This window comes from Pseudomonas sp. zbq_18 (assembly GCF_043102245.1).
Lineage (GTDB): Bacteria > Pseudomonadota > Gammaproteobacteria > Pseudomonadales > Pseudomonadaceae > Aquipseudomonas.
Window position 1 is genome coordinate 80,004 of sequence record NZ_JBICIT010000014.1, and the last position, 23,431, is coordinate 103,434.

A 23,431-nucleotide genomic window follows, 5' to 3' on the forward strand; every position below is an offset into this window, starting at 1 on the left:
GACGAAAAGACAATGCCTCCGCGCTTGCCAGGACTGCACAGTCGGTGCTGGCAAAACAACAACAAGGAGCCATTGAGATGAAACGACTGACTGCCACCCTGGCCCTGTGGGCCGGGATCACCGCCTGTGCGCAGGCCGCCGAGCCGATCACCCTCGGCCTCAACTACCCGCGCACCGGCCCGTACAAGGAAGAGGGACTGGCACAGATGCGCGGAGCTCTGCTGGCCATCGACGAAATCAACGCCAAGGGCGGCGTGCTGGGGCGCCCGCTGCGCCTGTCCAGCCAGGACACCGCCTCGCGTCCGGCCAAGGCGGTGAAGAACGTCGACAAGCTGGCTGCCGAAGGCGCTGCGATGCTGTTCGGCGGCGCCTCCAGCGCGGTGGCCATCGCCGCCGGCAAGCGCGCCCGCGAGCACGGCCTGCTGTATTTCGGCACCCTCACCTATTCCAACGACACCACCGGCAAGGACGGCCAGCGCTATATGTTTCGCGAATGCAACAGTGCCTGGATGAGCGCCAAGGTGCTCGGCCAGTACCTGAGCGAAAAGCTGCCCAACAAGAACTACTTCTACGTCACCGCCGACTACACCTGGGGCACCACCAGCGAAAGCTCGTTGCGCCAGACCACCGGCACCGCGGATGTCGCCCGCCACCCGGGGCTGAAGGTGCCCTTCCCCGGCGCGCGCCTGGCCGACTACCAGAACGCCCTGAGCCAGGCCGCGCAGAGCAAGGCCGAGGTCCTGGTCCTGGTGCTGTTCGGCGAGGACCTGGTGCGCGCCATGCGGGTCGCCGAGGACCTGGGCCTGACCCAGCGCATGCAAATCGTCGCACCTAACCTGACCCAGGCCATCGTCGAGCAGGCCGGCCCCAGCCTGATGGCCGGTGTGCTCGGCACCGAGCCCTGGACCTGGCACGTGCCGGAGCGCGAAGGCGCCGAAGCCGGCAAGGCCTTCGTGCGCGACTTCACCGCCCGCTACGAGGTCTACCCCTCCAGCTCGGCGGCGTCGGCCTACAGCATCGTGCGCCAGTGGGCCGACGCGGTCGGTCGTGCCAAGAGCCTGGACAGCGAGGCGCTGATCAAGGCTCTCGAAGGGCACCGCTACAGCCTGCTCAAGGGCGAACAGCAATGGCGCGCCTTTGACCACCAGAACGTGCAGAGCGTCTACGCAGTGAAGGTCAAACCCCGCGCCGAGGTGATGAAGGACGCCTTGCGCCAGGATTATTTCGAGATCGTCCACCACCTGGATGGTGCCCAGGCCGCCCCGACCCTTGCCGAATGGCAGGCGGAGCGCCGCGCCGCCAACCAGCCCAGCACATTGCAGTGAGGAACCATGGACTTTGAGCTGAACGAAGAACAACGCCTGCTGGTCGACAGCGCCCGCGCCTTTGCCGCCCACGAACTGGCGCCCCACGCCGCCGACTGGGACCGCGACCACCACTTCCCGGTGGACGTGATCAAGCGCGCCGCCGAGCAGGGCTACCTGGCCCTGTACATCAAGGAAGAAGACGGTGGCCTGGGCCTGTCGCGCCTGGCCAGCTCACTGATCTTCGAGCAGCTCTCGGCCGGCTGCATCGCTACCACGGCCTTTCTCACCATCCACAACATGGCCTTGTGGATGCTCGCCTCGTTCGCCGACCAGGCGTTGAAAGACACCTGGCTGCCGCGCCTGACCTCCGGCGAGCTGCTGGCCTCCTACTGCCTGACCGAACCGGACGCCGGCTCCGACGCCGCCCGCCTGCGCACCCGCGCGCGGCGCGACGGCGACGACTACGTGCTCGACGGCAGCAAGTGCTTTATCTCCGGTGCCGGCAGCACCGACGTGCTGATCGTCATGGCGCGCACCGGCGAGGACGGCGCCAAGGGCGTGTCCTGCTTCCTGGTACCGGGCGACGCGCCGGGCGTGAAGTACGGTCGCAACGAGCTGAAGATGGGCTGGCGCGCGCAACCGACCCGTACAATTACCTTCGAAGGCGTGCGCATCCCGGCGGGCAATCGCATCGGCCCGGAAGGCCAGGGCTTCGTCTATGCCATGAAGGGGCTGGATGGCGGCCGCATCAACATCGCCAGCTGCTCGCTGGGCGCGGCGCAGGCGGCGCTGGAGCAGAGCCTGCGCTACGTGGAAGAGCGCAAGCAGTTCGGCAAGCACCTCAGCGAGTTCCAGGCCCTGCAGTTCAAGCTGGCCGACATGCTCACCGATTTAACAGCGAGCAGGCAGATGGTGCGCCTGGCCGCGCACAAGCTCGACCATGGCCACAGCGAGGCCAGCCTGTATTGCGCGATGGCCAAGCGCTTCGCCACCGACCATTGCTTCGCCCTGTGCAACGAGGCGCTGCAACTTCACGGCGGCTACGGTTATCTCAATGACTATCCCCTGGAGCGCTGGGTACGCGACAGCCGCGTGCACCAGATTCTGGAGGGCACCAACGAAATCATGCGGGTGATCATCGCCCGCCGCCTGCTGGACCAGGGCGGCATGCTCGATCGCCTGCTGTAGCTTTGCTTTTAGTCCCCTCTTCCTCCGGGAGAGGGTTAGGGTGAGGGGCGAGCGGGTGACGCGGAGTCGCCTTATGCACCCTCACCCCCCCGCCCCTCTCCCAGAGAGAGAGGGGAACACCATACGAGGACCGTTATGAGCACTGCCATCGAAGCCTACAAACCCGGCGTCTTCGACCTGACCCACAAGCTGACCGTGGAAAAGCACGGCCATACCGCGCTGATCACCATCAACCACCCGCCGGCCAACACCTGGGACCGCGACTCGCTGATCGGCCTCAAGCAGGTCATCGAGCACCTCAACCGAGACGACGACATCTACGCCCTGGTGGTGACCGGCCAGGGCGGCAAGTTCTTCAGCGCCGGCGCCGATCTCAACCTGTTCGCCGATGGCGACAAGGCCCGCGCACGCGAGATGGCACGGCGCTTCGGCGAAGCCTTCGAAACCCTGCGTGACTTCCGCGGCGTGTCCATCGCCGCGATCAACGGCTACGCCATGGGCGGCGGCCTGGAATGCGCCCTGGCCTGCGACATCCGTATCGCCGAGCGCCAGGCGCAGATGGCCCTGCCGGAAGCCACCGTCGGCCTGCTGCCCTGCGCCGGCGGCACGCAGAACCTGCCCTGGCTGGTCGGCGAAGGCTGGGCCAAGCGCATGATCCTCTGCGGCGAACGCGTCGACGCCGAAACCGCCCTGCGCATCGGCCTGGTCGAGCAGGTGGTGGATACCGGCGAGGCCCGTGGCACCGCCCTGCTGCTGGCAGCCAAGGTGGCGCGGCAGAGCCCGGTGGCGGTGCGCACCATCAAACCGCTGATCCAGGGCGCCCGCGAACGTGGCCCGAACAGCTGGCTGAGCGAAGAGCGCGAGCGCTTCGTCGACTTGTTCGACGCCGACGACACCCGCGAGGGCGTCAACGCCTTCCTGGAGAAACGCGACGCCCAGTGGCGCAACAAATAAACAGTAGCTGCAAGCATATAGCTGGTAGCCCGGACTTCAGTCCGGGGCATGCCTGCCTTCCCGGACTGAAGTCCGGGCTACATCACTGCATCAGCAATCGCACGGTGGAGCCCGCGCCTCCACCCCATGATGGAAACGAACATGAACGTGCAATTCGAAGAACGTCCCGCCCAGCACGGCTACCGCATCGGCATCGCCAGCCTGGACGCGGAGAAGAGCCTCAACGCCCTGACCCTGCCGATGATCGAGGCGCTGGATGCCAAGCTGCGCGAATGGCAGGACAACCCCGCCATCGCCTGCGTGCTGCTGCGCGCCAACGGCGCCAAGGCCTTCTGCGCCGGCGGCGACGTGGTGCAGCTCGTGCAACAGTGCCGCGAACACCCCGGCGAGGTGCCGCCGCTGGCGCGGCGCTTCTTCGCCGATGAGTACCGCCTCGACCACCGCATTCACACCTACCCGAAACCGCTGATCTGCTGGGCCCACGGCCATGTGCTGGGCGGCGGCATGGGGCTGATGCAGGGCGCGTCCATCCGTATCGTCACCCCGAGCAGCCGCCTCGGCATGCCGGAGATCAATATCGGCCTTTACCCGGACGTCGGCGGCAGCTGGTTCCTCGCCCGCCTGCCGGGCAAGCTCGGCCTGTTCCTCGGCCTCACTGCCGCCGGCATCAACGCCCAGGACGCTCTGGACCTGAACCTGGCCGACCGTTTCCTGCGCGACGACCAGCAGGACGCCCTGCTCGACGGCCTGACCCAGCTCAACTGGCAATACCAGCCAGCCGAACAGCTGGGCAGCCTGCTCCGCGCCCTGGAACATGAGGCTCGCCCGGAGCGCCCGCAGGCCCAATGGTTGCCGCGCCGCGCCCGTATCGACGCGTTGCTCGACGTCGCCGACTTACCCGCCGCCTGGCAGGCACTCATCCCGCTGCAGACAGACGAAGACATGCTGCTGGCCCGTGCCGCCAAGACCCTGGCCGCCGGCTGCCCGCTCACCGCGCACCTGGTCTGGCAGCAGATCCAGCGCGCCCGTCACCTGTCGCTGGCCGAGGTGTTCCGCATGGAATACGCCATGAGCCTGAACTGCTGCCGCCACCCGGAATTCCCCGAAGGCGTGCGCGCCCGCCTGATCGACAAGGATCAGGCGCCGCAGTGGCACTGGCCCGATCCAGCCGCAATCCCTGCCGCAGTGATCGAGGCGCACTTCGCCCCGGTCTGGAAGGGCGAACACCCACTGGCGGATCTGTAGCCCGAAGTAGCCCGGATGCAATCCGGGACAGTTGTGCACACGCCTCCCGGATTGCATCCGGGCTAGACACTCCCCTCGCCCATGTATGGGAGAGGGGCGGGGGGAGAGGGAAATCCTGTAGCGCCCCCTCTGAATAACAACCAGGCCGTGCGTTGCGCGACCGCCCCTAAAACCGGGACTGCACAAGGAGAACAACAATGACCCAGATCGCCTTCATCGGCCTCGGCCACATGGGCCTGCCCATGGCCCGCAACCTGCTCAAGGCCGGCTTTGCCGTCACCGCCTTCGACCTGGTCAGTGAGGCGCTGAACGCCTTCGCCCAGGACGGCGGCAAGACCGCCGGCAGCGCCGCCGAAGCGGTGCGCGACGCTCAGGTAGTGGTCAGCATGCTGCCAGCCAGTCGCCATGTGGAAGGCCTGTACCTCGGCGACAACGGCCTGCTGACCCAAATCGCCCCCGGCAGCCTGGTACTGGAATGTTCGACCATCGCCCCGGACTCGGCGCGCAAGGTGCACCAGGCTGCTGCCGCACGCGGTATTGCGCTGCTCGATGCGCCGGTATCTGGAGGCACGGCCGGTGCGGCCGCCGGCACCCTCACCTTCATGATCGGAGGTGAAGCCGCAACCCTGGAAAAAGCCCGACCGATCTTCGAGGCCATGGGCCGCAACATCTTCCATGCCGGCCCGGACGGCGCTGGCCAGGTGGCCAAGGTGTGCAACAACCAGTTGCTTGCCGTACACATGATCGGCACCGCCGAGGCCATGGCCCTGGGTGTGGCCAGCGGCCTCGACCCTGCGGTGCTGGCGGAGATCATGCGACAGAGCTCGGGCGGCAACTGGAGCCTGGAGAAGTACAACCCCTGGCCAGGGGTGATGGACAATGTGCCGGCCGCGAAAGGTTACTCGGGCGGTTTCATGGCCGAGCTGATGGCCAAGGACCTGGGCCTGGCCCAGGAGGCCGCCCAAACCACCGGCAGCAGCACGCCGATGGGCGCCCTGGCCCTGCAGCTGTACCGCCTGCTGCTCAAGCAGGGTAACGGCAAGCTCGACTTCTCGGCGGTGCAGAAGCTGTTTGTGGAATAAGCGCAGCCCGCTGATCACGCTACGACTGACGTCGATTTCCACGGCCCATGCCCCAGAAAAGCAAAAGCCCCGAAAACTCTACTGTTTTCAGGGCTTTTGCATTGGGTCTGGCGGTGAAGGAGGGATTCGAACCCTCGATACGGTTTCCCGTATACACACTTTCCAGGCGTGCTCCTTCAACCGCTCGGACACTTCACCGGATCTCGGCAAACCGGTCTGGTCTGTCGAGGCGCGCTAATGTAGCCGCAGACACTTTCGAATGCAAACTTTTTTTCAGTCTATTCATGCGCTTATGGGGTGCCCGGCGGTTTCGCCTCGAAACGCTGAGCGCCGAACAGCAGGAACCCCAGCGAGACGAACAGACTGAACAGGAATAGCTGGACCACCCCCGAAGCGCTGTGACTGTAGGTGCTTTCGGCCAGACCGATCAGAACTATCAGTAAGCCAAACAGTGTGACACGGGAAAATGCTCGCATAGGGTCTCCTCGAATGGCGCTTACCCTAGCCACTGAGCGGTTACGCCACCAATTGAGACAGCCCATGGGGGCCATAGCCAAGCAGTCGAGGGTGACCCTGCAGTCAGTCAAAGCGCTTTACCCCTGCGTTCCGGCTGGGTAACGTCAGCGCCACTTCCATACCCGGACTAGGACTTGCGCCATGAGCGAACTGATCAGCTACCAACTCGACGACGGCATCGCCACCCTGACCCTCAATAACGGCAAGGTGAACGCCATTTCCCCGGATGTGATCAGCGCGTTCAACGCCGCGCTGGATCAAGCCGTGCAAGATCGTGCCGTAGTGATCATCACCGGCCAGCCGGGCATCCTCTCCGGCGGCTACGACCTGAAGGTGATGACCTCCGGCCCGCAGAACGCCGTGGCACTGGTCACCGCCGGCTCCACCCTGGCCCGCCGCATGCTCGCCCACCCGTTCCCGATCATCGTCGCCTGCCCGGGCCATGCCATCGCCAAGGGCGCGTTCATCCTGCTCTCGGCCGACTACCGTATCGGCGTCGAAGGCCCGTTCAACATCGGCCTGAACGAAGTACAGATCGGCATGACCATGCACCACGCCGGCATCGAACTGGCCCGTGACCGCCTGCGCAAGTCCGCCTTCCACCGTTCGGTGATCAATGGCGAAATCTTCAATCCGCAAGATGCCATGGACGCCGGCTTCCTCGACAAGGTGGTACCGGCCGAGCAGTTGATGGCCACCGCCGTCGCCGCTGCCCAGCAGCTGAAGAAGATCAACATGACCGCGCACAAGAACACCAAGCTGAAGGTACGCAAGGCGTTTCTGGAAACGCTGGATAAGGCCATCGAGCTGGATCAGCAACACCTGGGCTGATACCCCCGCGCCACCGACAAGCCCGGCCCAGTGCCGGGCTTTTCATTTGCTCCGAACGCCGCGGAAACGCCCGGCAACAACCTCTGATCGGCGTCAATTGCCGAAAATAGTGCACGCCCGTACACTGCGCGCCTTTTTGTCTGCCTGAAGGCTTACCGATGCTTTTCCTTGCGCGCATGTTTTTGATGGGGCTGCACTTCGTTCTTGCCGGTGTGCTCGGCCTGGTGCTCGGCCTGTGCCGTCCGTTCAATCCGGACAACAGCCGCCTGTGCGCGCGCCTGTATTCGCTACCGGCCCTGTGCATGCTGCGCATCAAGCTCAAGGCCGAGGTTAGTAGCCTGTTCGGCCAGGATCGTCCCTGTGTGATCGTGGCCAACCACCAGTCCAACTACGACCTCTATGTGCTGGGCCGCGTGGTGCCACCGCGCACCGTCAGCATTGGCAAGAAGAGCCTGAAATGGGTGCCCTTCTTCGGCCAGCTGTACTGGCTGGCGGGCAATGTACTGATCGACCGGGGCAACGGCCAAAAGGCCAAGCAGGCCATGCTGCAGACCACCGAAGCCCTGCAGCAGCGCGATACCTCGATCTGGGTATTCCCCGAGGGTACGCGCAACCAGGGCAAGGGCCTGCTGCCCTTCAAGAAGGGCGCCTTCCAGATGGCCATCGCCGCTGGCGTGCCGATCATTCCAGTCTGTGTCAGCACCTACGCCGGGCGTTTCAAGCTCAACCGCTGGAGCAGCGGAAAGGTGATGATCCGCTCGCTGCCGGCTATCCCGACGCTGGGGCTGACCCTCGATGATCTGCCGCAACTGATGGAACGATGCCAGCTCATGATGCGCGAATGCATCGAGCAGCTCGACAGTGCGGTAGGCACCAAGGCTGCAGTCTGACGCGAGAGGCCCGGCATGTTCCGGGCCTTTTCTTTGCGGGTTAAGCTTCGGTATCAAAGAACGAGGAGGCTCCATGGGTCAGGTCGTTGCCGCCGCCGCTTACCACAAAGGCAAGAAAGTCGCCGATATCGCCCTCAACCAGGGCCATGAGTGGGCTTCGCAGCCCGAGCACTTCGTCTGGATTGGTCTACGCGACCCCGACAGCAGCCAACTGCACACCCTGCAGCAGCAGTTCGGCCTGCATGAGCTGGCCATGGAAGACGCTATCGCCCAGCACACCCGCCCCAAGCTGGAAACCTTCGGCGACGCCCTGTTCATGGTGCTTTACTCGCCGATCCGCCGGGCCGAGGGGCGTCTGGAGTTCGTCGAGACCCAGCTATTCGCCGGCAAAGGCTATGTGATCAGTGCGCGCTACGGCGATTCGGCGCCCTACTCCAGCGTGCGCCAGCGCTGCGAGGCACGACCGCTGCTGCTGGAGCATGGCGAGGACTTCGTGCTCTATGCCCTGCTCGCCTTCGTGATCGAGAACTACCGGCCGCTGCTGGACCGCATTCACAGCGAATTGGAGGACATCGAGCAGACCGTGTTAAAGCGCCCGCTGGCCCAGGCCGATGTCGAGCGCATCCACAGCCTGCGTCGCGACCTGCTCCGCCTGCGCCGCCAGGTCGCGCCGCTCTCGGAAATCTGCCAGGAACTGCAGCAGCTCGACTTTCCCTTCATCGACAAGCACATGCGCCCGTACTTCCGCGACATTGCCATCCACGTCAGTCGTTTACTGGAAGACCTCACCGGCCTGCGGGAAATGGCCGATCACGCCATCGAAATCGGCCTGCTGCTGGAGGCTTCCAGGCAAAGCCTGACCCAGCGCAAATTCGCCGCCTGGGCGGCCATCCTCGCCTTCCCCACTGCAGTGGCTGGGATCTATGGGATGAACTTCCAGAACATGCCGGAGCTGACCTGGCATTACGGCTATTTCGGCGTGCTTGGCCTGATTGGCATGGGCTGCGTCGGACTGTTTGCCAACTTCAAGCGCCTGGGCTGGCTGTAGCAACCTGGGCAGATTCGGGTAGAAACCCAAAGCATGAAGCCCAGCTCAAGACCTGGCTGGGCTGCAAAACGGTCTACCCGGCGACGCCTGCGGCTCAGGCGCTTTGCACGCCTTTGCCCTGGGCCACGAAACGCATCATCCACTCGGCCACCGTGGTGCCTTGGTGATCGTGTTCCAGGCTCTCTACCGCCTTGCTGTAGACCGGCTCACCGATGCACTTCTGGCGAATATCGAGCAGGGTGCGCGAGTAGTCGTGGATAAACTCGGGGTGGCCCTGGAAGCACAGCACCTGTTCACCGATGCAATAGGCCGCAACCGGACAGAACTCGCTCGAGGCCAACAGGGTGGCGTTCTCCGGCAGTGAGGTGACCTGATCCTGGTGACTGATCAGTAGCGTCAGGCGCTCCAGCGCCGGGGTCATCCACTGCGCCTGCTGCTTGATCTCGTAGTGATGGATGCCCACGCCCCAGCCCTGCGCGGCCCGCTCACTGCGGCCGCCGAGGAGCAGCGCGAGCAACTGATGACCGAAGCAGATACCGAGCAGCTTGTCGCCATTCTCATAGCGCTGCAGCAGATAGGTCTTGAGGGTCTGAATCCACGGATCACTGCCAAAGGAGTCGGCTTTGCTGCCGGTTACCAGGTAGGCGTCATAGCGCTCGTCGTCAGCCGGATACTCGCCCTGCACCACGTTGAACACCTCGAAGCTGGCCGCCAGCGGCTGCTTGGAGAACAGGCGTTCAAACATGCGGCCGTAGCCCTGGTATTGGTCGATAAGTTCGGGGCGGAGTACATCGGTTTCCAGAATGCAGATGCGCAGTGACATTGAGTGGATTACCTGAGGCGACCTGGGTGGTTGAGAAGGCGCCTAGCGTGCATCGAAGGTGTCTGGAACGCAATATCCACGGGGCTTTCCGATGAAATCTGGCGATCTCCGGCAACTATCACTGTCTTCGATAGGCATCATGCCGAGCATTCACTTCTGTTGATGGCGGTGCTCGGCAAAGATGCTGCCACAGCCCCCATCACAGAGGAAAAACAGCATGAGCAGTTTCGCCGCCATCGCCAGCCTGATTGCCGCCTCCGCCTTCCACAGCGTACCGACGCCCACCCAACAGCAGGCCCGCGCCCGCCAATGAGTCACTGCGGCATTCGCCACGGAGGTCTTGTCATGTCCATCACCGAAGCCTTTTCCAACACCAGCACCTACGGCATCACCTACGTCAGCCTGAGCGAGTCGGGCCTGCACTTCGAGTCCGAGGCGGCCGTGCACACCGAGGATGGCGACCTGCTGACCCTGCGCATGCCCACCCGGCAGAGCGAGAAATTGGCGATCCACTCCGTGATCTGCCTGCAGAACGGCTGGTGCCAGGCAGCATAAGGCGCAACGCGCCTATCCGCTCGACGCTGCAGAACGCGGAAACGAAAAAGCCGGCTTAGGCCGGCTTCCTCGTCAACCGCGCAAACCTCAGAAGGCCTCGCCCTTGGCCGCCTTCTCCAGCAGCAGCGCCGGCGGCAGGAAGCGTTCTCCGTACTGCTCGGCCAGGTACTGGGCACGGGCAACGAAGTCCTTCACCCCATACTGGTTGATGAACTGCAACGCCCCGCCGGTCCAGGCGGCGAAGCCGATGCCGAAGATCGAGCCGATATTGGCGTCGGCCACCGACTTCAGCACGCCCTCCTCCACGCAGCGCACCGTCTCGATGGCCTGGATAAACAGAATGCGGTCGCGCACGTCCTCCTGGGAGATCTGCGCATCGGCCTTCTCGAAGCGCGCCTTGAGCTGTGGCCACAGGTGCTTCTTGCCGCCCTCGGGGTAATCGTAGAAGCCACCACCGGCGGCCTTGCCCGGACGCTTGTACTCCTTGAGCATCAGGTCGATCACGGCAAACGCCGGATGTTGCGGAATCTGTTTGCCCTCGGCGGCCAAGTCAGCCACGGTCTGCTGGCGGATATGGTCCATCAGGCTCATCGACACTTCGTCACTGATCGCCAGCGGGCCCACCGGCATGCCGGCCTTGCGTGCCTCGGCCTCGATCATCGCCGCGCTGACACCCTCGCCGAGCATGGCGATGCCCTCGTTGGTGAAGGTGCCGAACACCCGCGAGGTGAAGAAGCCGCGGCTGTCCTCGACCACGATCGGGGTCTTCTTGATCTGCAGCACATAGTCGAAGCCGCGCGCCAGCGTCTCATCGCTGGTTTTGGCGCCACGGATGATCTCCACCAGCGGCATCTTGTCGACCGGGCTGAAGAAGTGCAGGCCGATGAACTTGTCCTGCTTCTGCACCGCCGTGGCAAGGCCGGTGATCGGCAGGGTCGAGGTGTTGGAGGCGATCACCGCATCCGGCAGCGCGGCGGCCTCGGCGGCGGCGTTGACCTTGGCCTTGAGGGCGCGATCCTCGAACACTGCCTCGATGATCAGGTCGCAGCCTTCGAGGTCGGCGTCACTGGCGGTCGGCTTGATCCGCGCCAGGAAGGCGTCGCGCTTGTCGGCGGTCATGTGGCCTTTGCTGACCTTCTTGTCGAGCAGCTTGGCCGAGTAGGCCTTGCCCTTCTCGGCGGCCTCGATGGATACGTCTTTCAGCACCACCTCGATGCCAGCGGCCGCCGACACATAGGCGATGCCGGCGCCCATCATGCCGGCACCGAGCACGCCGACCTTCTTGGTCACGTACGGCGGGATGCCCTGCGGGCGCGAGCTGCCGGCGTTGATCTCGTTCAACTGGAACCAGAAGGTGCCGATCATATTCTTCGCCACCTGGCCGGTGGTCAGCTCGGTGAAGTAGCGCGCCTCGATGATCTGCGCGGTGTCGAAATCGACCTGGGCGCCCTCGACGGCGGCGCACATGATCTTCTCCGGCGCCGGGAAGCAGCCCTTGGTCTTGTCACGCAGCACGCTCGGGGCGATGGCCAGCATCTGCGCCACGGCCGGGGTGCTCGGCGTGCCGCCGGGGATCTTGTAGCCCTTGGTGTCCCACGGCTGCACGGCACTCGGGTTGGCGGCAATCCAGGCGCGCGCCTTGCTCAGCATCTCGTCCGGGGTCGCGGCGATGTCGTGGATCAGGCCGGCCTTGAGCGCGGCGTCCGGGCGCACCTTCTTGCCTTCGGCCAGGTACGGCAGCGCCTTCTCCAGGCCGAGCAGGCGCACCATGCGCACCACACCGCCACCACCCGGCAGCAGGCCGAGGGTCACTTCCGGCAGGCCCAGCTGCACGCTGGAATTGTCCAGGGCGATACGGTGGTGGCAGGCCAGGCAGATTTCCCAGCCGCCGCCCAGGGCGGCGCCGTTGATCGCGGCCACCACCGGCTTGCCCAGGGTCTCCAGGCGGCGCAGCTGCCCCTTGATGTTGAGGATCATGTCGTAGAACGACTTGGCGTCGGCCTTGGTGACCTTGATCAGTTCGTTGAGGTCGCCGCCGGCGAAGAAAGTCTTCTTCGCCGAGGTGACGATAACGCCGGCGATGGAGTCCTTCTCGGCCTCCAGGCGATCCACGGTGGCACCCATGGCCTCGCGGTACACCGCGTTCATGGTGTTGGCGCTCTGGCCGGGCATGTCGATGGTCAGGACGACGATATTGTCCTGGCCCTTTTCGTAACGGATGGCGTCAGTCATTGCATTCACTTCCCAAATGTTCGGGGAGCGCTTCAGGGGCGTCACGAGCGAAGGTCAGGCTAGGCGGAAATCATTCGGAAAGCGGAGTTTGCTGTAGCAAATGAGCATTTCCGGAGGATTTCCAACAACGCATGACCGAGCGCAGTAGCCCGTGATAGCTCCTTAAAGACGTTCGATGATGGTCGCGATACCCATGCCGCCGCCGACACACAGCGTGGCCAGGCCGTAGCGCAGCTCGCGCTTCTCCAGCTCGTCGAGCAGGGTGCCGAGGATGGCGCAGCCGGTAGCGCCCAGCGGGTGGCCCATGGCGATGGAGCCGCCGTTGACGTTGACCTTGCTCTCCGGCACGCCCATGTCCTTCATGAACTTCATCACCACCGAGGCGAAGGCCTCGTTGACCTCGAACAGGTCGATGTCCTCCACCGACAGGCCGGCCTTGGCCAGCGCCTTGCGGGTGGCCGGCGCCGGGCCGGTGAGCATGATGGTCGGGTCGGTGCTGGTCACGGCGGTGGCGACGATGCGCGCACGCGGCTTGAGGCCCAGCTCCTTACCTTTGGCTGGAGAGCCGATCAGCATCAGCGCCGCGCCATCGACGATGCCGGAGCTGTTGCCCGGGGTATGCACGTGCTCGATGCGCTCGACGTGCGAATACTTGCGCAGGGCGGTGGCGTCGAAGCCCATCTGCCCCATCATCTCGAAGCTCGGCTTGAGCTTGCCCAGGCCCTCCAGCGTGGAATCGCCGCGGATGAATTCGTCGTGGTCGAGCAGGACGATGCCGTTCTGATCGGTCACCGGGATCAGCGACTTGGCGAACGAGCCATCGGCGCTGGCACGTGCGGCCTTCTGCTGCGAGCGCAGGGCGAAGGCGTCGACGTCGCTGCGACTAAAGCCTTCGAGGGTGGCGATCAGGTCCGCGCCCACGCCCTGCGGCACGAAGTGGGTGTGCATATTGGTCGCCGGGTCCATCGCCCAGGCGCCGCCGTCCGACCCCATGGGGATGCGCGACATGGACTCCACGCCGCCGACCACCACCAGGTCCTCGAAGCCCGAGCGCACCTTCATCGCGCCCATGTTCACCGCCTCCAGCCCCGAGGCGCAGAAGCGATTGAGCTGCACACCGGCCACGCACTCGGCCCAGTCGGCGGCCAGCACGGCGGTCTTGGCGATGTCGGCGCCCTGGTCGCCCACCGGGGTCACACAGCCCAGCACCACATCGTCGACCTGGGCGGTATCCAGGCGGTTACGCTGCTCCAGGGCCTTGAGCAGGCCGACCACCAGGTCCACCGGCTTGACGCTGTACAGCGCGCCGTCCTTCTTGCCCTTGCCGCGCGGGGTGCGCACGGCGTCGAAAATATATGCTTCGGTCATGACGTCCTCGGTGCATGGCAGCGGCAAATGCCGGGTCGCCCTACCTTAAATCCACGCCCCATGGACTCAATGACCGATGCGCTCAGGTCCATTGACCGTTCGGCTCAGACGAGCGGTCGTCATCGACCACCCATCCGCCTGCAGAGCGCGAAGGCTCTGGCTCAAGGCCTGCTGCACGGGCGCCAGCCCACCGCAATAACCAACTTGTACAACCAAGCGCTTTGTAGAAGCCAAGTGGTCTAAGCCAAGTGTGACCGCGCCCCTAGCATTACTCATGCAAGGTGCCGTCGCCGGGTTCTGCCGGGACGGCTTTTTTATCTGCGCCACGGTGTGGTGCCCCGCTCGCAGCCTGGCGCTGTCAGCAACGGCCGAAGCACCAACAAGAACAAAGGCAGTAGCGTCATGATCAAACAAGCCAAGTACCGGCAGGCGAGCCTGATCGTCCTTGCCACCACCGTCATCCTGATCCTGCCCAACGTGAGTCGCCTGGTCAGCTGATCATTCTTCCCCCGCCGTAGCCCGAAGCCGTAGTGCTCGGGCTGCGGAACAACCCACTCGGAGACTGTGCTAGCGTGAGCGTTCGACGCCTCATGAGGTCTCCTGTCATGCGCCATTTCCTGCTTTGCCTCAGCCTCGCGCTGAGCCCGCTGGCCACCCAGGCCGGCGACATCGATTCCGCCGCCGCCCTGCACGCCCTGGCCCAGCCCGGTGCCGTGCTGATCGACGTACGCTCCCCGGACGAATTCGCCAGCGGCGCCTTGCCCGGCGCGAAGCTCATTCCCCACGGTGACATCGCTGCACGCATCAGCGAAGTCGCGCCAGACAAGCACGCTCCGATCGTCCTCTACTGCCGCAGCGGCCGCCGTTCCAGCGTCGCCCAGGACGAACTGCAGGCGCTGGGCTACACCCAGGTGATCAACGCGGGCGGTTACGAGACATTCAAACTGGCCCGCGACAACCACACCGAGAGCCCTACATGCACCCACTGCTGAGCCGCCTGCTGCTAGGCGCCACCCTGCTCGCCCCACTGGCCCAGGCCGGTGAACTCAAGCTGGAGCTGCCCCAGGGCAGCCGCAGCTGGAGCACGGCAGAACTGCTAAGCCACCCGCAGGCGCAGCAGATCGAAATCGCCGCCGACGTGGCCTACAAGCGCGCCATGACCTACCGCGCCGTGCCACTGGCGGCCCTGCTCGACGGCGTGCAGCCCGGCGATCACCTGCAAGCCTTGGCCCTGGATGGCTTCGCCGCCGAACTGCCCGCCGCGCCCCTGCTGAGCAGCCAGGGCGCGCGCGCCTGGCTGGCAGTGGAAGATCCGGCGCAGCCCTGGCCGGCACTCTCCAGGAACAAGCCCAGTGCCGGGCCGTTCTACCTGGTGTGGCAGAACCCCGAGGCCGCGCAGATCGGCCCGGAGCAGTGGCCGTTCCAGGTGTCCACCCTGCGCCTGCTGGCGCCAGTGGCGCAGCGCTTCCCCGCCCTGCTGCCGGCCGCCGATGCCAGTGCCGAGGTGCAGTCGGGGTTTGCGGTGTTCCAGAAGAACTGCCTGGCCTGTCATCGGCTGAATGGCGCGGGGGATTCGCAGTTCGGGCCGGATCTGAATATTCCGCATAACCCGACGGAGTATTTCGCGGGGGATTTCTTGCGGCAGTACATTCGGGACCCGCAGAGTATGCGGAGGTGGCCGCAGGGGCGGATGCCAGGTTTCAGCAGGGCGGTTTTGAGTGATCAGGAACTGGCAGCATTGATGGGATATCTGGGGCACATGGCCAAGCACAAGACCATTCAGTGACTGATTTACAGCAGCGCAAGCAGTTTCATGCAGGAAGCCCGGAGCAGCCCTAAACCAAGCACGCCACCAACACGGAGCCAAGCGCAGGCCTGATTCCTTGACGGAGGCCGGCCATCCGGGAGCCAGCCCGGCAGGGCGAAACCCATGCCGGGCCAACACGGAAACCACTGCGATACGCAACAGCCTGGTTACCCACTCAGTCGTTCCCCAAGGCAATAAGCCCCACTGCAAAAGCGACGTTCTTGTTACTCTCCAGCACTCCCCAGGCTGCCCCGGAACCCCACATGCCCCGTCGCTCGACCACCTTCCGCCTGCTCCGCGCCCTGCTGCTGTTTCTCGCCCTCATCCTCATCGCCCTGCTCGCCGCCAGCCTCTGGCAGCAACGCGAGCGCATCGACACGGCCGAGCTGTTCGAACGGGCCAAGGCCTATGACGCGCGCATCGTGCGCGACAGCTGGGGCGTGCCGCATATCTTCGGCGCGCGCGACAGCGACGTGGCCTTCGGCTTCGGCTATGCCCATGCCGAGGACGACTACGCCACCATCCAGGACGTGACCATGGCCGTGCGCGGCCGCCTGGCCATGAGCAAGGGCAGCGAGGCGGCGCCGGGCGATTACGTGGTCAGCCTGCTGAACATCTGGCCCACCGTGCGCGCCCGCTACGAGCGCGATCTGCCCGCCGATGTGCGCGCCGTCATGCAGGCCTATGCCGACGGCGTGAACCTGTATGCCGCGCAGCACCCGGACAAGGTCGTGGCTTCGGCGCTGCCGATGACCGGCGAAGACGTGGCGGCCGGCTTTCTGTTCAAGATGCCGTTCTTCTATGGCCTGGATAAGACCCTCAAGCAGGTCTTCGAGGGCAAGACCGAGCTGGTCAAGACGCCTACCGGCTCGAACGGCGTGGCGGTGGCACCGAGCCGCTCCAGCGATGGCGTCACCCGCCTGCTGGTCAACTCGCACCAGCCCTACACCGGCCCGGTGGCCTGGTATGAGGCCGTACTGCAGAGCGACGAAGGCTGGCATGTGGCCGGCGGTTTCTTCCCCGGCTCGCCCTTCCTGCTGCACGGCCACAACCAACACCTGGGCTGGGCCAACACGGTCAACGCCCCGGACCTGGCCGACGTCTATCAGCTGACCATCAACCCCGACAACCCCGACCAATACCGCCTGGACGGCCAGTGGCGCGACCTGCAGCAATCCACCGCCTGGCTGTGGGTGAAGCTGTGGGGTCCGCTGCTGGTGCCTGTGCCGAAAACCGTCTGGCGCTCTGAACACGGGCCGGTGCTGCGCACCGAGCACGGCGATTTCGCCCTGCGCTACGCCGGCATGGATGAAATCCGTGGCGGCCTGCAGGTCTATCGTCTGAACAAGGCGCGCAACCTGGCCGAGTGGCAGGCCGCGATGGCGCTGCAGGCGGTACCCGCGCTCAATTACCTGTACGCCGATGAGCGCGGCAATGTCGGCTACGTCTACAACGGCATGTTCCCCAACCGCACAGTCGATATCGACTGGAGCGGCACCCTGCCCGGCGACCGCAGCGACCTGATCTGGCAGGGCTACCTGCCGGCCGAGCGCACGCCGCAGCTGTGGAACCCCACCTCCGGGCTGCTGTTCAACGCCAATGCCACGCCCTTCCATGCCAGCGAGGCTGGTGACGACCTGCGCCCGCAGGACTTCCCCGCGAGCATGGGCATCCAGACCAACATGACCAACCGGGCCCTGCGCCTGCAGGAAACCTTCGGCGCCGACCGCTCGATCAGCCGCGAGGAGTTCCGCCAGTACAAGTACGACCTGCGCTACAGCGAGCGCTCGGCGCTGGTCGCCAGCGTGCAGCAAATGCTGGCGCTGGACGCAGCGGACGATGAGGAACTGCGCGCAGCGCAGGCCCAGCTCAGGCAGTGGGATTACAACAGCGAGCGGGCCAATCGCGGCGCCGCCCTGGCCCTGCTCGCCACCACTCCGGTGATCCGCGCCCAGGAGGCCAAGCTGCCGGAACCCGACCTGCGCGAGTCCCTGCTCACCGCCGCCAGGACGCTCAAGCAGCACTTCGGCCGCCTCGACCCCGAGTGGGCCGAGGTCAACCGCATCGTGCGCGGGGAAACCAACCTGGCGCTGGACGGCTCATGGGACAGCCTGCGCTCGGTGTGGGGCGAAGCGCAGGAGGATGGCACGCTCAAGGCCGTGGCCGGCGACACCTACATCCTGTTCGTCGAATGGGACCAAAACGGCAAGCTCAGCAGCGACAGCATCCACCAGTTCGGCAGCGCCACCCTCGACAGCCAGTCGCCGCACTATGCCGACCAGGTGCCGGAGTTCGTCGAGATGAAGACCAAGCCGGTGTGGTTCACCGAGGAGCAGCTGGCCGGGCATATCCAGCGCGAGTATCGGCCGGCAGCCTCGGTGCAGGCAAAGTAAGCAGGCTGTTTATTCGGGGTGGAAACTCACTGCGTGCGTTTCCACCCCATACAGTTGCAGACCGCTCCTAGCTGGAAAGCCCTGCGGCTCTAGCCCGCGCCGCATGCAGCTTCTTGTAGCTCTCGACCAGGCGCAGGTGCCTATCTAGGCCCTCCAGCTGCAGGCTGGTCGGGGTCAGTCCGTAGAAACGCACACTGCCGTTCACCGAGCCGATGGCCGCGTCCATCCGTTCGTTGCCGAACATGCGGCGGAAGTTGGCCTCGTAGTCGGCCAGCTCCAGATCGTCGTCCAGCTGCACTTCCAGCACCACGTTGAGCGCCTGGTAGAACAGGCCGCGCTCGACGGTGTTGTCGTTGTACTGCAGGAAGGCCTCGGTCAGCGCCTTGGCCTCGTCGAACTTCTTCAGCGCGAGGTAGATCAGCAGCTTGAGCTCGAGAATGGTCAGCTGGCCCCACACGGTGTTGTCGTCGAACTCGATACCGATCAGCGTGGTGATGTCGGTGTAGTCGTCGACCTCGCACTGCTCCAGGCTCTTGAGCAGGCTCTTCAGGCGCAGGTCGCTCAAGCTGTGCAGGTTGAGGATGTCGGAGCGGAAGATCAGCGCCTTATTGGTGTTGTCCCAGATCAGGTCCTCGACCGGGTAGATCTCCGAGTAGCCCGGCACCAGGATGCGGCAGGCGTTGGCGCCGAGGTCGTCGTACACCGCCATGTACACCTCCTTGCCCATGTCCTCGAGGATGCCGAACAGGGTCGCCGCTTCCTGAGCGTTGGACTCTTCGCCGTGGCCAGAGAAGTCCCACTCGACGAACTCGTAGTCGGCCTTGGCGCTGAAGAAGCGCCAGGACACCACGCCGCTGGAGTCGATGAAGTGCTCGACGAAGTTGTTCGGCTCGGTCAGCGCCTGGCTCTCGAAGGTCGGCTGCGGCAGGTCATTGAGGCCCTCGAAGCTGCGGCCCTGGAGCAGTTCGGTGAGGCTGCGCTCCAGCGCCACCTCGAAGCTCGGGTGCGCGCCGAAGGAGGCGAACACGCCGCCGGTGCGCGGGTTCATCAGGGTCACGCACATCACCGGGAATTCGCCGCCGAGCGAGGCATCCTTGACCAGCACCGGGAAGCCCTGCTCCTCCAGGCCTTTGATCCCGGCGACGATGCCCGGGTACTTGGCCAGCACCTCCTGCGGCACGTCCGGCAGGGCCAGTTCGTTCTCCAGGATCTCGCGCTTGACCGCGCGCTCGAAGATTTCCGACAGGCACTGCACCTGCGCCTCGGCCAGGGTGTTGCCGGCACTCATGCCGTTGGACAGGTACAGGTTCTCGATAAGGTTGGACGGGAAGTACACCGTCTCGCCGTCCGACTGGCGCACGAAGGGCAGCGAGCAGATGCCGCGCGCCTTGTTGCCCGAGTTGGTGTCGTACAGGTGCGAGCCGCGCAGCTCGCCGTCCGGGTTGTAGATGGCCAGGCAGTAGTCGTCGAGGATTTCCTCAGGCAGCGCATCCTTCGGCCCCGGTTTGAACCAGCGCTCGTTCGGGTAATGGACGAAGTCGGCATTGGCGATCTCCTCGCCCCAGAACTGGTCGTTGTAGAAGAAGTTGCAGTTCAGCCGCTCGATGAACTCGCCCAGCGCCGAGGCCAGCGCGCTTTCCTTGGTTGCACCCTTGCCGTTGGTGAAACACAGCGGCGACTGCGCGTCGCGGATATGCAGCGACCAGACGTTGGGCACGATGTTGCGCCAGGAGGCGATCTCGATCTTCATCCCCAGCTCGGCGAGGATGCCGGACATGTTGGCGATGGTCTGTTCCAGCGGCAGATCCTTGCCGAGGATGCGCGTGCCCTCGCCCTCGGTCAGCGCCGGGATCAGCAGGGCCTGGGCGTCGGCGTCCAGGTTGGCCACTTCTTCGATGACGAAGTCGGGGCCGGTCTGCACCACCTTCTTCACCGTGCAGCGGTCGATGGAGCGCAGGATGCCCTGGCGATCCTTGTCGGAAATGTCCGCCGGCAGTTCGACCTGGATCTTGAAGATCTGCTTGTAGCGGTCTTCCGGGTCGACGATGTTGTTCTGCGACAGGCGGATATTGTCGGTGGGGATGCCCCGCGTCTGGCAGTACAGTTTGACGAAGTAGGCCGCGCACAGCGCCGAGGACGCCAGGAAGTAGTCAAACGGCCCCGGCGCCGAACCATCGCCCTTGTAGCGGATGGGCTGATCGGCGATCACCGTGAAGTCATCGAATTTGGCTTCGAGACGCAGGTTGTCGAGAAAGTTGACCTTGATTTCCATGGGGGTACCGGGCACGGGTAAGACGAAAGGTCGCCATTATCCGGCTTTTCGCCGGGAAGTCTTGCCCGACCGACGCGCAGGCTTCTGCACAACGCGCAATAACACATGAAAAGAGGCCAGCTGGCCTCTTTTCGCATCACGCTGCCGCTGGCGTTCTGCCCGAGCGGCGCTTGCGGTACTAGTCTCGCAGCAGTTCATGCCGCACTCGTGGTGCCAGCAACTCGCCGGCAACCGCCAAGGCACCAATCGCACCAGCGATCCAATACCAGCGGGCAATCGGATCGAAGCCCAGCCAGCCCAGCGCGTGCAGGAACACGATGCCGATCAGCACCGGGCTGACGTAGCGCACCATGAACAGCCACAGCGCGTAACCCAGCGGCGGCAGGTTCAGTTCGTCGCGCATCACCTCGCTGCGCAGGCAGTAGCCGGCGAGGATCACCATGCCGATGCCACCCAGCGGCATCATCCAGCGCGAGGTCAGGTAGTCCAGCCAGTCGAACAGGTTCTTGCCGCCTGGCGTCCAGCCGGCCATGACGTTGAACGACAGCATGGCCAGCAGGCTGATCAGCAGCAGCACCACGCCGGCGCCGGTGGCGGCCTTGATCCGGCTGATGCCGTGCTTCTCGTTGAGGTAGGCGACAGTGGCCTCGATCAGGGAAATCGCCGAGGTCAGCGCGGCGATGGAGACCATGGCGAAGAACAGCACGCCGAAGAAGGTGCCGAACGGCATCTGCTGGAAGGCCAGCGGCAGGCTCATGAAGATCAGCCCCGGCCCGGCGCTGGGGCTCAGGCCGTTGGCGAAGATGATCGGGAAGATCGCCAGGCCGGCGAGCAGCGCCACGCAGGTGTCGGCGGCGGCGACGACGAAGGTGGTGCGCGCCACCGACTGACCATCCGGCAGGTAGGAGCCGTAGATGAGGATGGCGCCGGAAGCCAGGCTGAGGGTGAAGAAGGCGTGGCCGAGGGCTGCCAGCAGCGCCTCGCCGGTGATCTTCGAGGCATCGAAGGTAAACAGGAAGTCCACTCCGGCACTGAAGCTGCCGCTGCTGTAGGCATAGCCGACCAGGATCAGCAGCATCACCGCCAGGCCCGGCATCATCCAGCTCACCGAGCGCTCGATGCCCTTCTGCACGCCCTTGGCCACGATGAACAGGGTCAGCAGCGCCACCAGCAGGCTCCAGCCGCCGAGCTGCCAGGGATTGGCGTTGTGCGCCTCGAACACCCCGCCCAGCGTCTCGACGCTGGTGGCAGCGAGGGAGCCATCGAGCATCTTCCAGGTGTAAGCAAAGGCCCAGCTGGCGGCGACCACGTAGAAACACAGGATCATGAAGCCGGCGACCATGGCCATCAGCCCCACGCCGCGCCACAGCGGATGCGCCCCACCCTCGCGGGCGACCCGTGCCACCGCGTCCAGCGGGCTGCCGCGGCCACGGCGACCGAGGGCGATCTCGGTCATCATCACCGGAATGCCGATGGCCAGGATGCACGCCAGGTACATCAGCACGAAGGCGCCGCCGCCGTATTCGCCGGTGATGTAGGGAAACTTCCAGATGTTGCCCAGGCCCACGGCGGAGCCGGTGGCAGCGAGGATGAAGCCCCAGCGCGAGAGCCAGAGGTTCTTCGGTTTTTCACGGGTCATGCGTCACCTGCTTGTTGTTGTGTGTGACTGAGGGAATGCGCCGCCGCACGCCGACGGCGCGGTGCTTGGGTCAGGCGCGGCCGAGCATCTCGCGGGCCATGCGATCGGCGATCGCGGTGGTGGTGGCGCCCTCATGGCGGGCGCGCTGGAAGATCTCCGCCAGGGTCGCCTCGATGCCTTCGATATGCGCCTTGAGCTGCTCGGGGCTGCCGCCGGTGCGCTCGTAGCACACGTCGATAATGCCGCCGGCGTTGATCGCGTAGTCCGGCGCGTACAGGCAGTCGCAGCGACGCAGCTGTTCGGCCAGCTCCGGGCTGGCCAGCTGGTTGTTGGCGGCGCCGGCGATGATCGGCGCGCGCAGCGCTTCCAGGGTCTGCGGGTTGACGATGGCGCCCAGGGCGCAGGGGGCGAAGACGTCGACGTCGAGGCCGAAGATGTCGTGCTGGCTCACCGCCTGGGCGCCCAGCTCCTCGACCGCGCGGCGCTGGTTGGCCTCGAAGATGTCGGTCACCCAGAGTTCGGCGCCGGCGTCCTTGAGGTGTTTGGCCAGGCCGAAGCCGACCTGGCCGACGCCCTGGATCGCCACCTTCAGGCCTTTGAGGTCGTCACGACCGAGGCGATGACGCACCGCCGCGCGAATGCCGACGAACACACCATAGGCGGTGGATGGCGACGGGTCGCCGTCACGGGTACCGCCGCCGAAGGCCTCGCGCTGGCCGGCGCCGGCCACATGGCGGGTGCGCTGGGCCATGATCTGCATCTCGGCCACGCCGGTGCCCGAGTCGGCGGCGGTGATGTAACGGCCGCCGAGCTTGTCGACGAAATCGCCCATGGCCTGGAACAGCGCCTCGCTCTTGCCATTGCGCGGGTCGCCGATGATCACCGCCTTGCCGCCGCCCAGGGGCAGGCGCGCCAGGGCCGATTTGTAGGTCATCCCGCGGGACAAGCGCAGCACGTCGCGCAGGGCTTCCTCGTCGCTGGCGTAGTTCCACATGCGGCAGCCGCCGAGGGCCGGGCCCAGGGTGGTGTCGTGCACGGCGATAATGGCCTTGAGGCCGCTGGCCTGGTCGTGACCGAAGACCACCTGCTCGTGATGGTCGAAGTCGATATGGGTGAAGACGGACATGAGGCTTCCTCGGTGTTCTTGTTGGTTGCGGAATAGATCCTTCTCCCCATGGAAGAAGGTGGCCGGATGAGGGGCAGCACCCTCTCCCCTGCCCTCTCCCGCAAGCGGGAGAGGGAGTACCGATTCCCCTCTCCCATTCATGGGAGAGGGGCTAG

19 protein-coding genes and 1 tRNA gene are annotated in these 23,431 nt (G+C 65.1%); 12 read left to right on the forward strand and 8 right to left on the reverse strand.

All coding sequences use genetic code 11. From position 1 onward, the window contains the following. The first annotated feature begins 77 nt into the window (after window positions 1-77). The 5 genes from ACF8C6_RS11955 (at window position 78) to mmsB (ending at window position 5,776) form a co-directional block, all read left to right on the forward strand. A complete protein-coding gene (locus tag ACF8C6_RS11955) occupies window positions 78-1,325 on the forward strand; it encodes an ABC transporter substrate-binding protein (protein ID WP_392499491.1) in 1,248 nt (415 codons plus the stop codon). 6 nt (window positions 1,326-1,331) lie between these two features. After that, window positions 1,332-2,495: an acyl-CoA dehydrogenase family protein gene (locus tag ACF8C6_RS11960; protein ID WP_392499492.1), complete on the forward strand. Its 1,164-nt coding sequence runs from the start codon at window positions 1,332-1,334 to the stop codon at window positions 2,493-2,495. Window positions 2,496-2,630: 135 nt separating this feature from the next. Continuing rightward, the gene (locus ACF8C6_RS11965; RefSeq protein ID WP_392499493.1) at window positions 2,631-3,449 is read left to right on the forward strand and encodes an enoyl-CoA hydratase; all 819 of its coding nucleotides are present in this window, start codon (window positions 2,631-2,633) and stop codon (window positions 3,447-3,449) included. Between the two features lie 141 nt (window positions 3,450-3,590). Further along, window positions 3,591-4,694, forward strand: a complete 1,104-nt coding sequence (locus ACF8C6_RS11970; protein WP_392499494.1) for an enoyl-CoA hydratase/isomerase family protein — start codon at window positions 3,591-3,593, stop codon at window positions 4,692-4,694. A gap of 197 nt (window positions 4,695-4,891) precedes the next feature. Beyond that, entirely contained in the window at window positions 4,892-5,776 is an 885-nt protein-coding gene (mmsB, locus tag ACF8C6_RS11975) for a 3-hydroxyisobutyrate dehydrogenase (protein WP_392499495.1), read from the forward strand. A 108-nt stretch (window positions 5,777-5,884) separates the two neighbouring features. Here the strand turns inward: mmsB and ACF8C6_RS11980 are convergent. Continuing rightward, window positions 5,885-5,974: transfer RNA gene (locus tag ACF8C6_RS11980), tRNA-Ser, on the reverse strand. A gap of 92 nt (window positions 5,975-6,066) precedes the next feature. Further along, complete coding sequence (locus tag ACF8C6_RS11985) at window positions 6,067-6,252, reverse strand: hypothetical protein (RefSeq protein ID WP_392499496.1); 186 nt, start codon at window positions 6,250-6,252, stop codon at window positions 6,067-6,069. Between the two features lie 181 nt (window positions 6,253-6,433). Here ACF8C6_RS11985 and ACF8C6_RS11990 point away from each other — a divergent pair, with 181 nt between their 5' ends. The 3 genes from ACF8C6_RS11990 to ACF8C6_RS12000 all read left to right on the forward strand — a co-directional run bounded on the left by ACF8C6_RS11990 (window position 6,434) and on the right by ACF8C6_RS12000 (window position 9,061). Beyond that, window positions 6,434-7,123 (forward strand): crotonase/enoyl-CoA hydratase family protein, encoded by a 690-nt coding sequence (locus ACF8C6_RS11990; protein ID WP_392499497.1) that lies wholly within the window; start codon window positions 6,434-6,436, stop codon window positions 7,121-7,123. Between the two features lie 158 nt (window positions 7,124-7,281). Beyond that, window positions 7,282-8,013: a 1-acylglycerol-3-phosphate O-acyltransferase gene (locus tag ACF8C6_RS11995; protein WP_392499498.1), complete on the forward strand. Its 732-nt coding sequence runs from the start codon at window positions 7,282-7,284 to the stop codon at window positions 8,011-8,013. A gap of 73 nt (window positions 8,014-8,086) precedes the next feature. Beyond that, window positions 8,087-9,061, forward strand: a complete 975-nt coding sequence (locus ACF8C6_RS12000; protein WP_392499499.1) for a magnesium and cobalt transport protein CorA — start codon at window positions 8,087-8,089, stop codon at window positions 9,059-9,061. Window positions 9,062-9,155: 94 nt separating this feature from the next. Here ACF8C6_RS12000 and ACF8C6_RS12005 read toward each other — a convergent pair whose 3' ends face one another. Beyond that, entirely contained in the window at window positions 9,156-9,884 is a 729-nt protein-coding gene (locus ACF8C6_RS12005; protein ID WP_392499500.1) for an amidotransferase, read from the reverse strand. Window positions 9,885-10,229: 345 nt separating this feature from the next. Between ACF8C6_RS12005 and ptrC the strand changes: the two genes are divergently transcribed. After that, window positions 10,230-10,439, forward strand: coding sequence for a type III secretion system co-regulatory protein PtrC (gene ptrC, locus ACF8C6_RS12010; RefSeq protein WP_392499501.1), 210 nt, complete (start codon window positions 10,230-10,232; stop codon window positions 10,437-10,439). Between the two features lie 87 nt (window positions 10,440-10,526). Here the strand turns inward: ptrC and ACF8C6_RS12015 are convergent, their stop codons facing one another. Then, a complete protein-coding gene (locus ACF8C6_RS12015; protein WP_392499502.1) occupies window positions 10,527-12,671 on the reverse strand; it encodes a 3-hydroxyacyl-CoA dehydrogenase NAD-binding domain-containing protein in 2,145 nt (714 codons plus the stop codon). Window positions 12,672-12,833: 162 nt separating this feature from the next. Further along, entirely contained in the window at window positions 12,834-14,039 is a 1,206-nt protein-coding gene (locus ACF8C6_RS12020; RefSeq protein WP_392499503.1) for an acetyl-CoA C-acetyltransferase, read from the reverse strand. A gap of 605 nt (window positions 14,040-14,644) precedes the next feature. Between ACF8C6_RS12020 and ACF8C6_RS12025 the strand changes: the two genes are divergently transcribed. The 3 genes from ACF8C6_RS12025 (at window position 14,645) to ACF8C6_RS12035 (ending at window position 18,239) form a co-directional block, all read left to right on the forward strand. Continuing rightward, window positions 14,645-15,031 carry a rhodanese-like domain-containing protein gene (locus ACF8C6_RS12025; RefSeq protein WP_392499504.1) on the forward strand — a complete coding sequence of 129 codons (387 nt, stop codon included), beginning with the start codon at window positions 14,645-14,647 and terminating at the stop codon, window positions 15,029-15,031. Continuing rightward, entirely contained in the window at window positions 15,016-15,825 is an 810-nt protein-coding gene (locus ACF8C6_RS12030) for a c-type cytochrome (RefSeq protein WP_392499505.1), read from the forward strand. The genes ACF8C6_RS12025 and ACF8C6_RS12030 overlap by 16 nt, the downstream gene beginning before the upstream one ends. Before the next feature lie 284 nt (window positions 15,826-16,109). Further along, window positions 16,110-18,239, forward strand: a complete 2,130-nt coding sequence (locus ACF8C6_RS12035) for an acylase (RefSeq protein WP_392499506.1) — start codon at window positions 16,110-16,112, stop codon at window positions 18,237-18,239. Between the two features lie 67 nt (window positions 18,240-18,306). On the opposite strand, the gene ACF8C6_RS12040 is transcribed toward ACF8C6_RS12035, so the two are convergent. The 3 genes from ACF8C6_RS12040 to ACF8C6_RS12050 form a co-directional block, all read right to left on the reverse strand. Further along, the gene (locus tag ACF8C6_RS12040) at window positions 18,307-20,511 is read right to left on the reverse strand and encodes an OsmC domain/YcaO domain-containing protein (RefSeq protein WP_392499507.1); all 2,205 of its coding nucleotides are present in this window, start codon (window positions 20,509-20,511) and stop codon (window positions 18,307-18,309) included. A gap of 178 nt (window positions 20,512-20,689) precedes the next feature. Beyond that, window positions 20,690-22,150 carry a sodium-dependent transporter gene (locus ACF8C6_RS12045; RefSeq protein WP_392499508.1) on the reverse strand — a complete coding sequence of 487 codons (1,461 nt, stop codon included), beginning with the start codon at window positions 22,148-22,150 and terminating at the stop codon, window positions 20,690-20,692. Between the two features lie 70 nt (window positions 22,151-22,220). Beyond that, window positions 22,221-23,276, reverse strand: a complete 1,056-nt coding sequence (locus ACF8C6_RS12050; RefSeq protein ID WP_392499509.1) for a Glu/Leu/Phe/Val dehydrogenase — start codon at window positions 23,274-23,276, stop codon at window positions 22,221-22,223. Window positions 23,277-23,431: the final 155 nt, after the last annotated feature.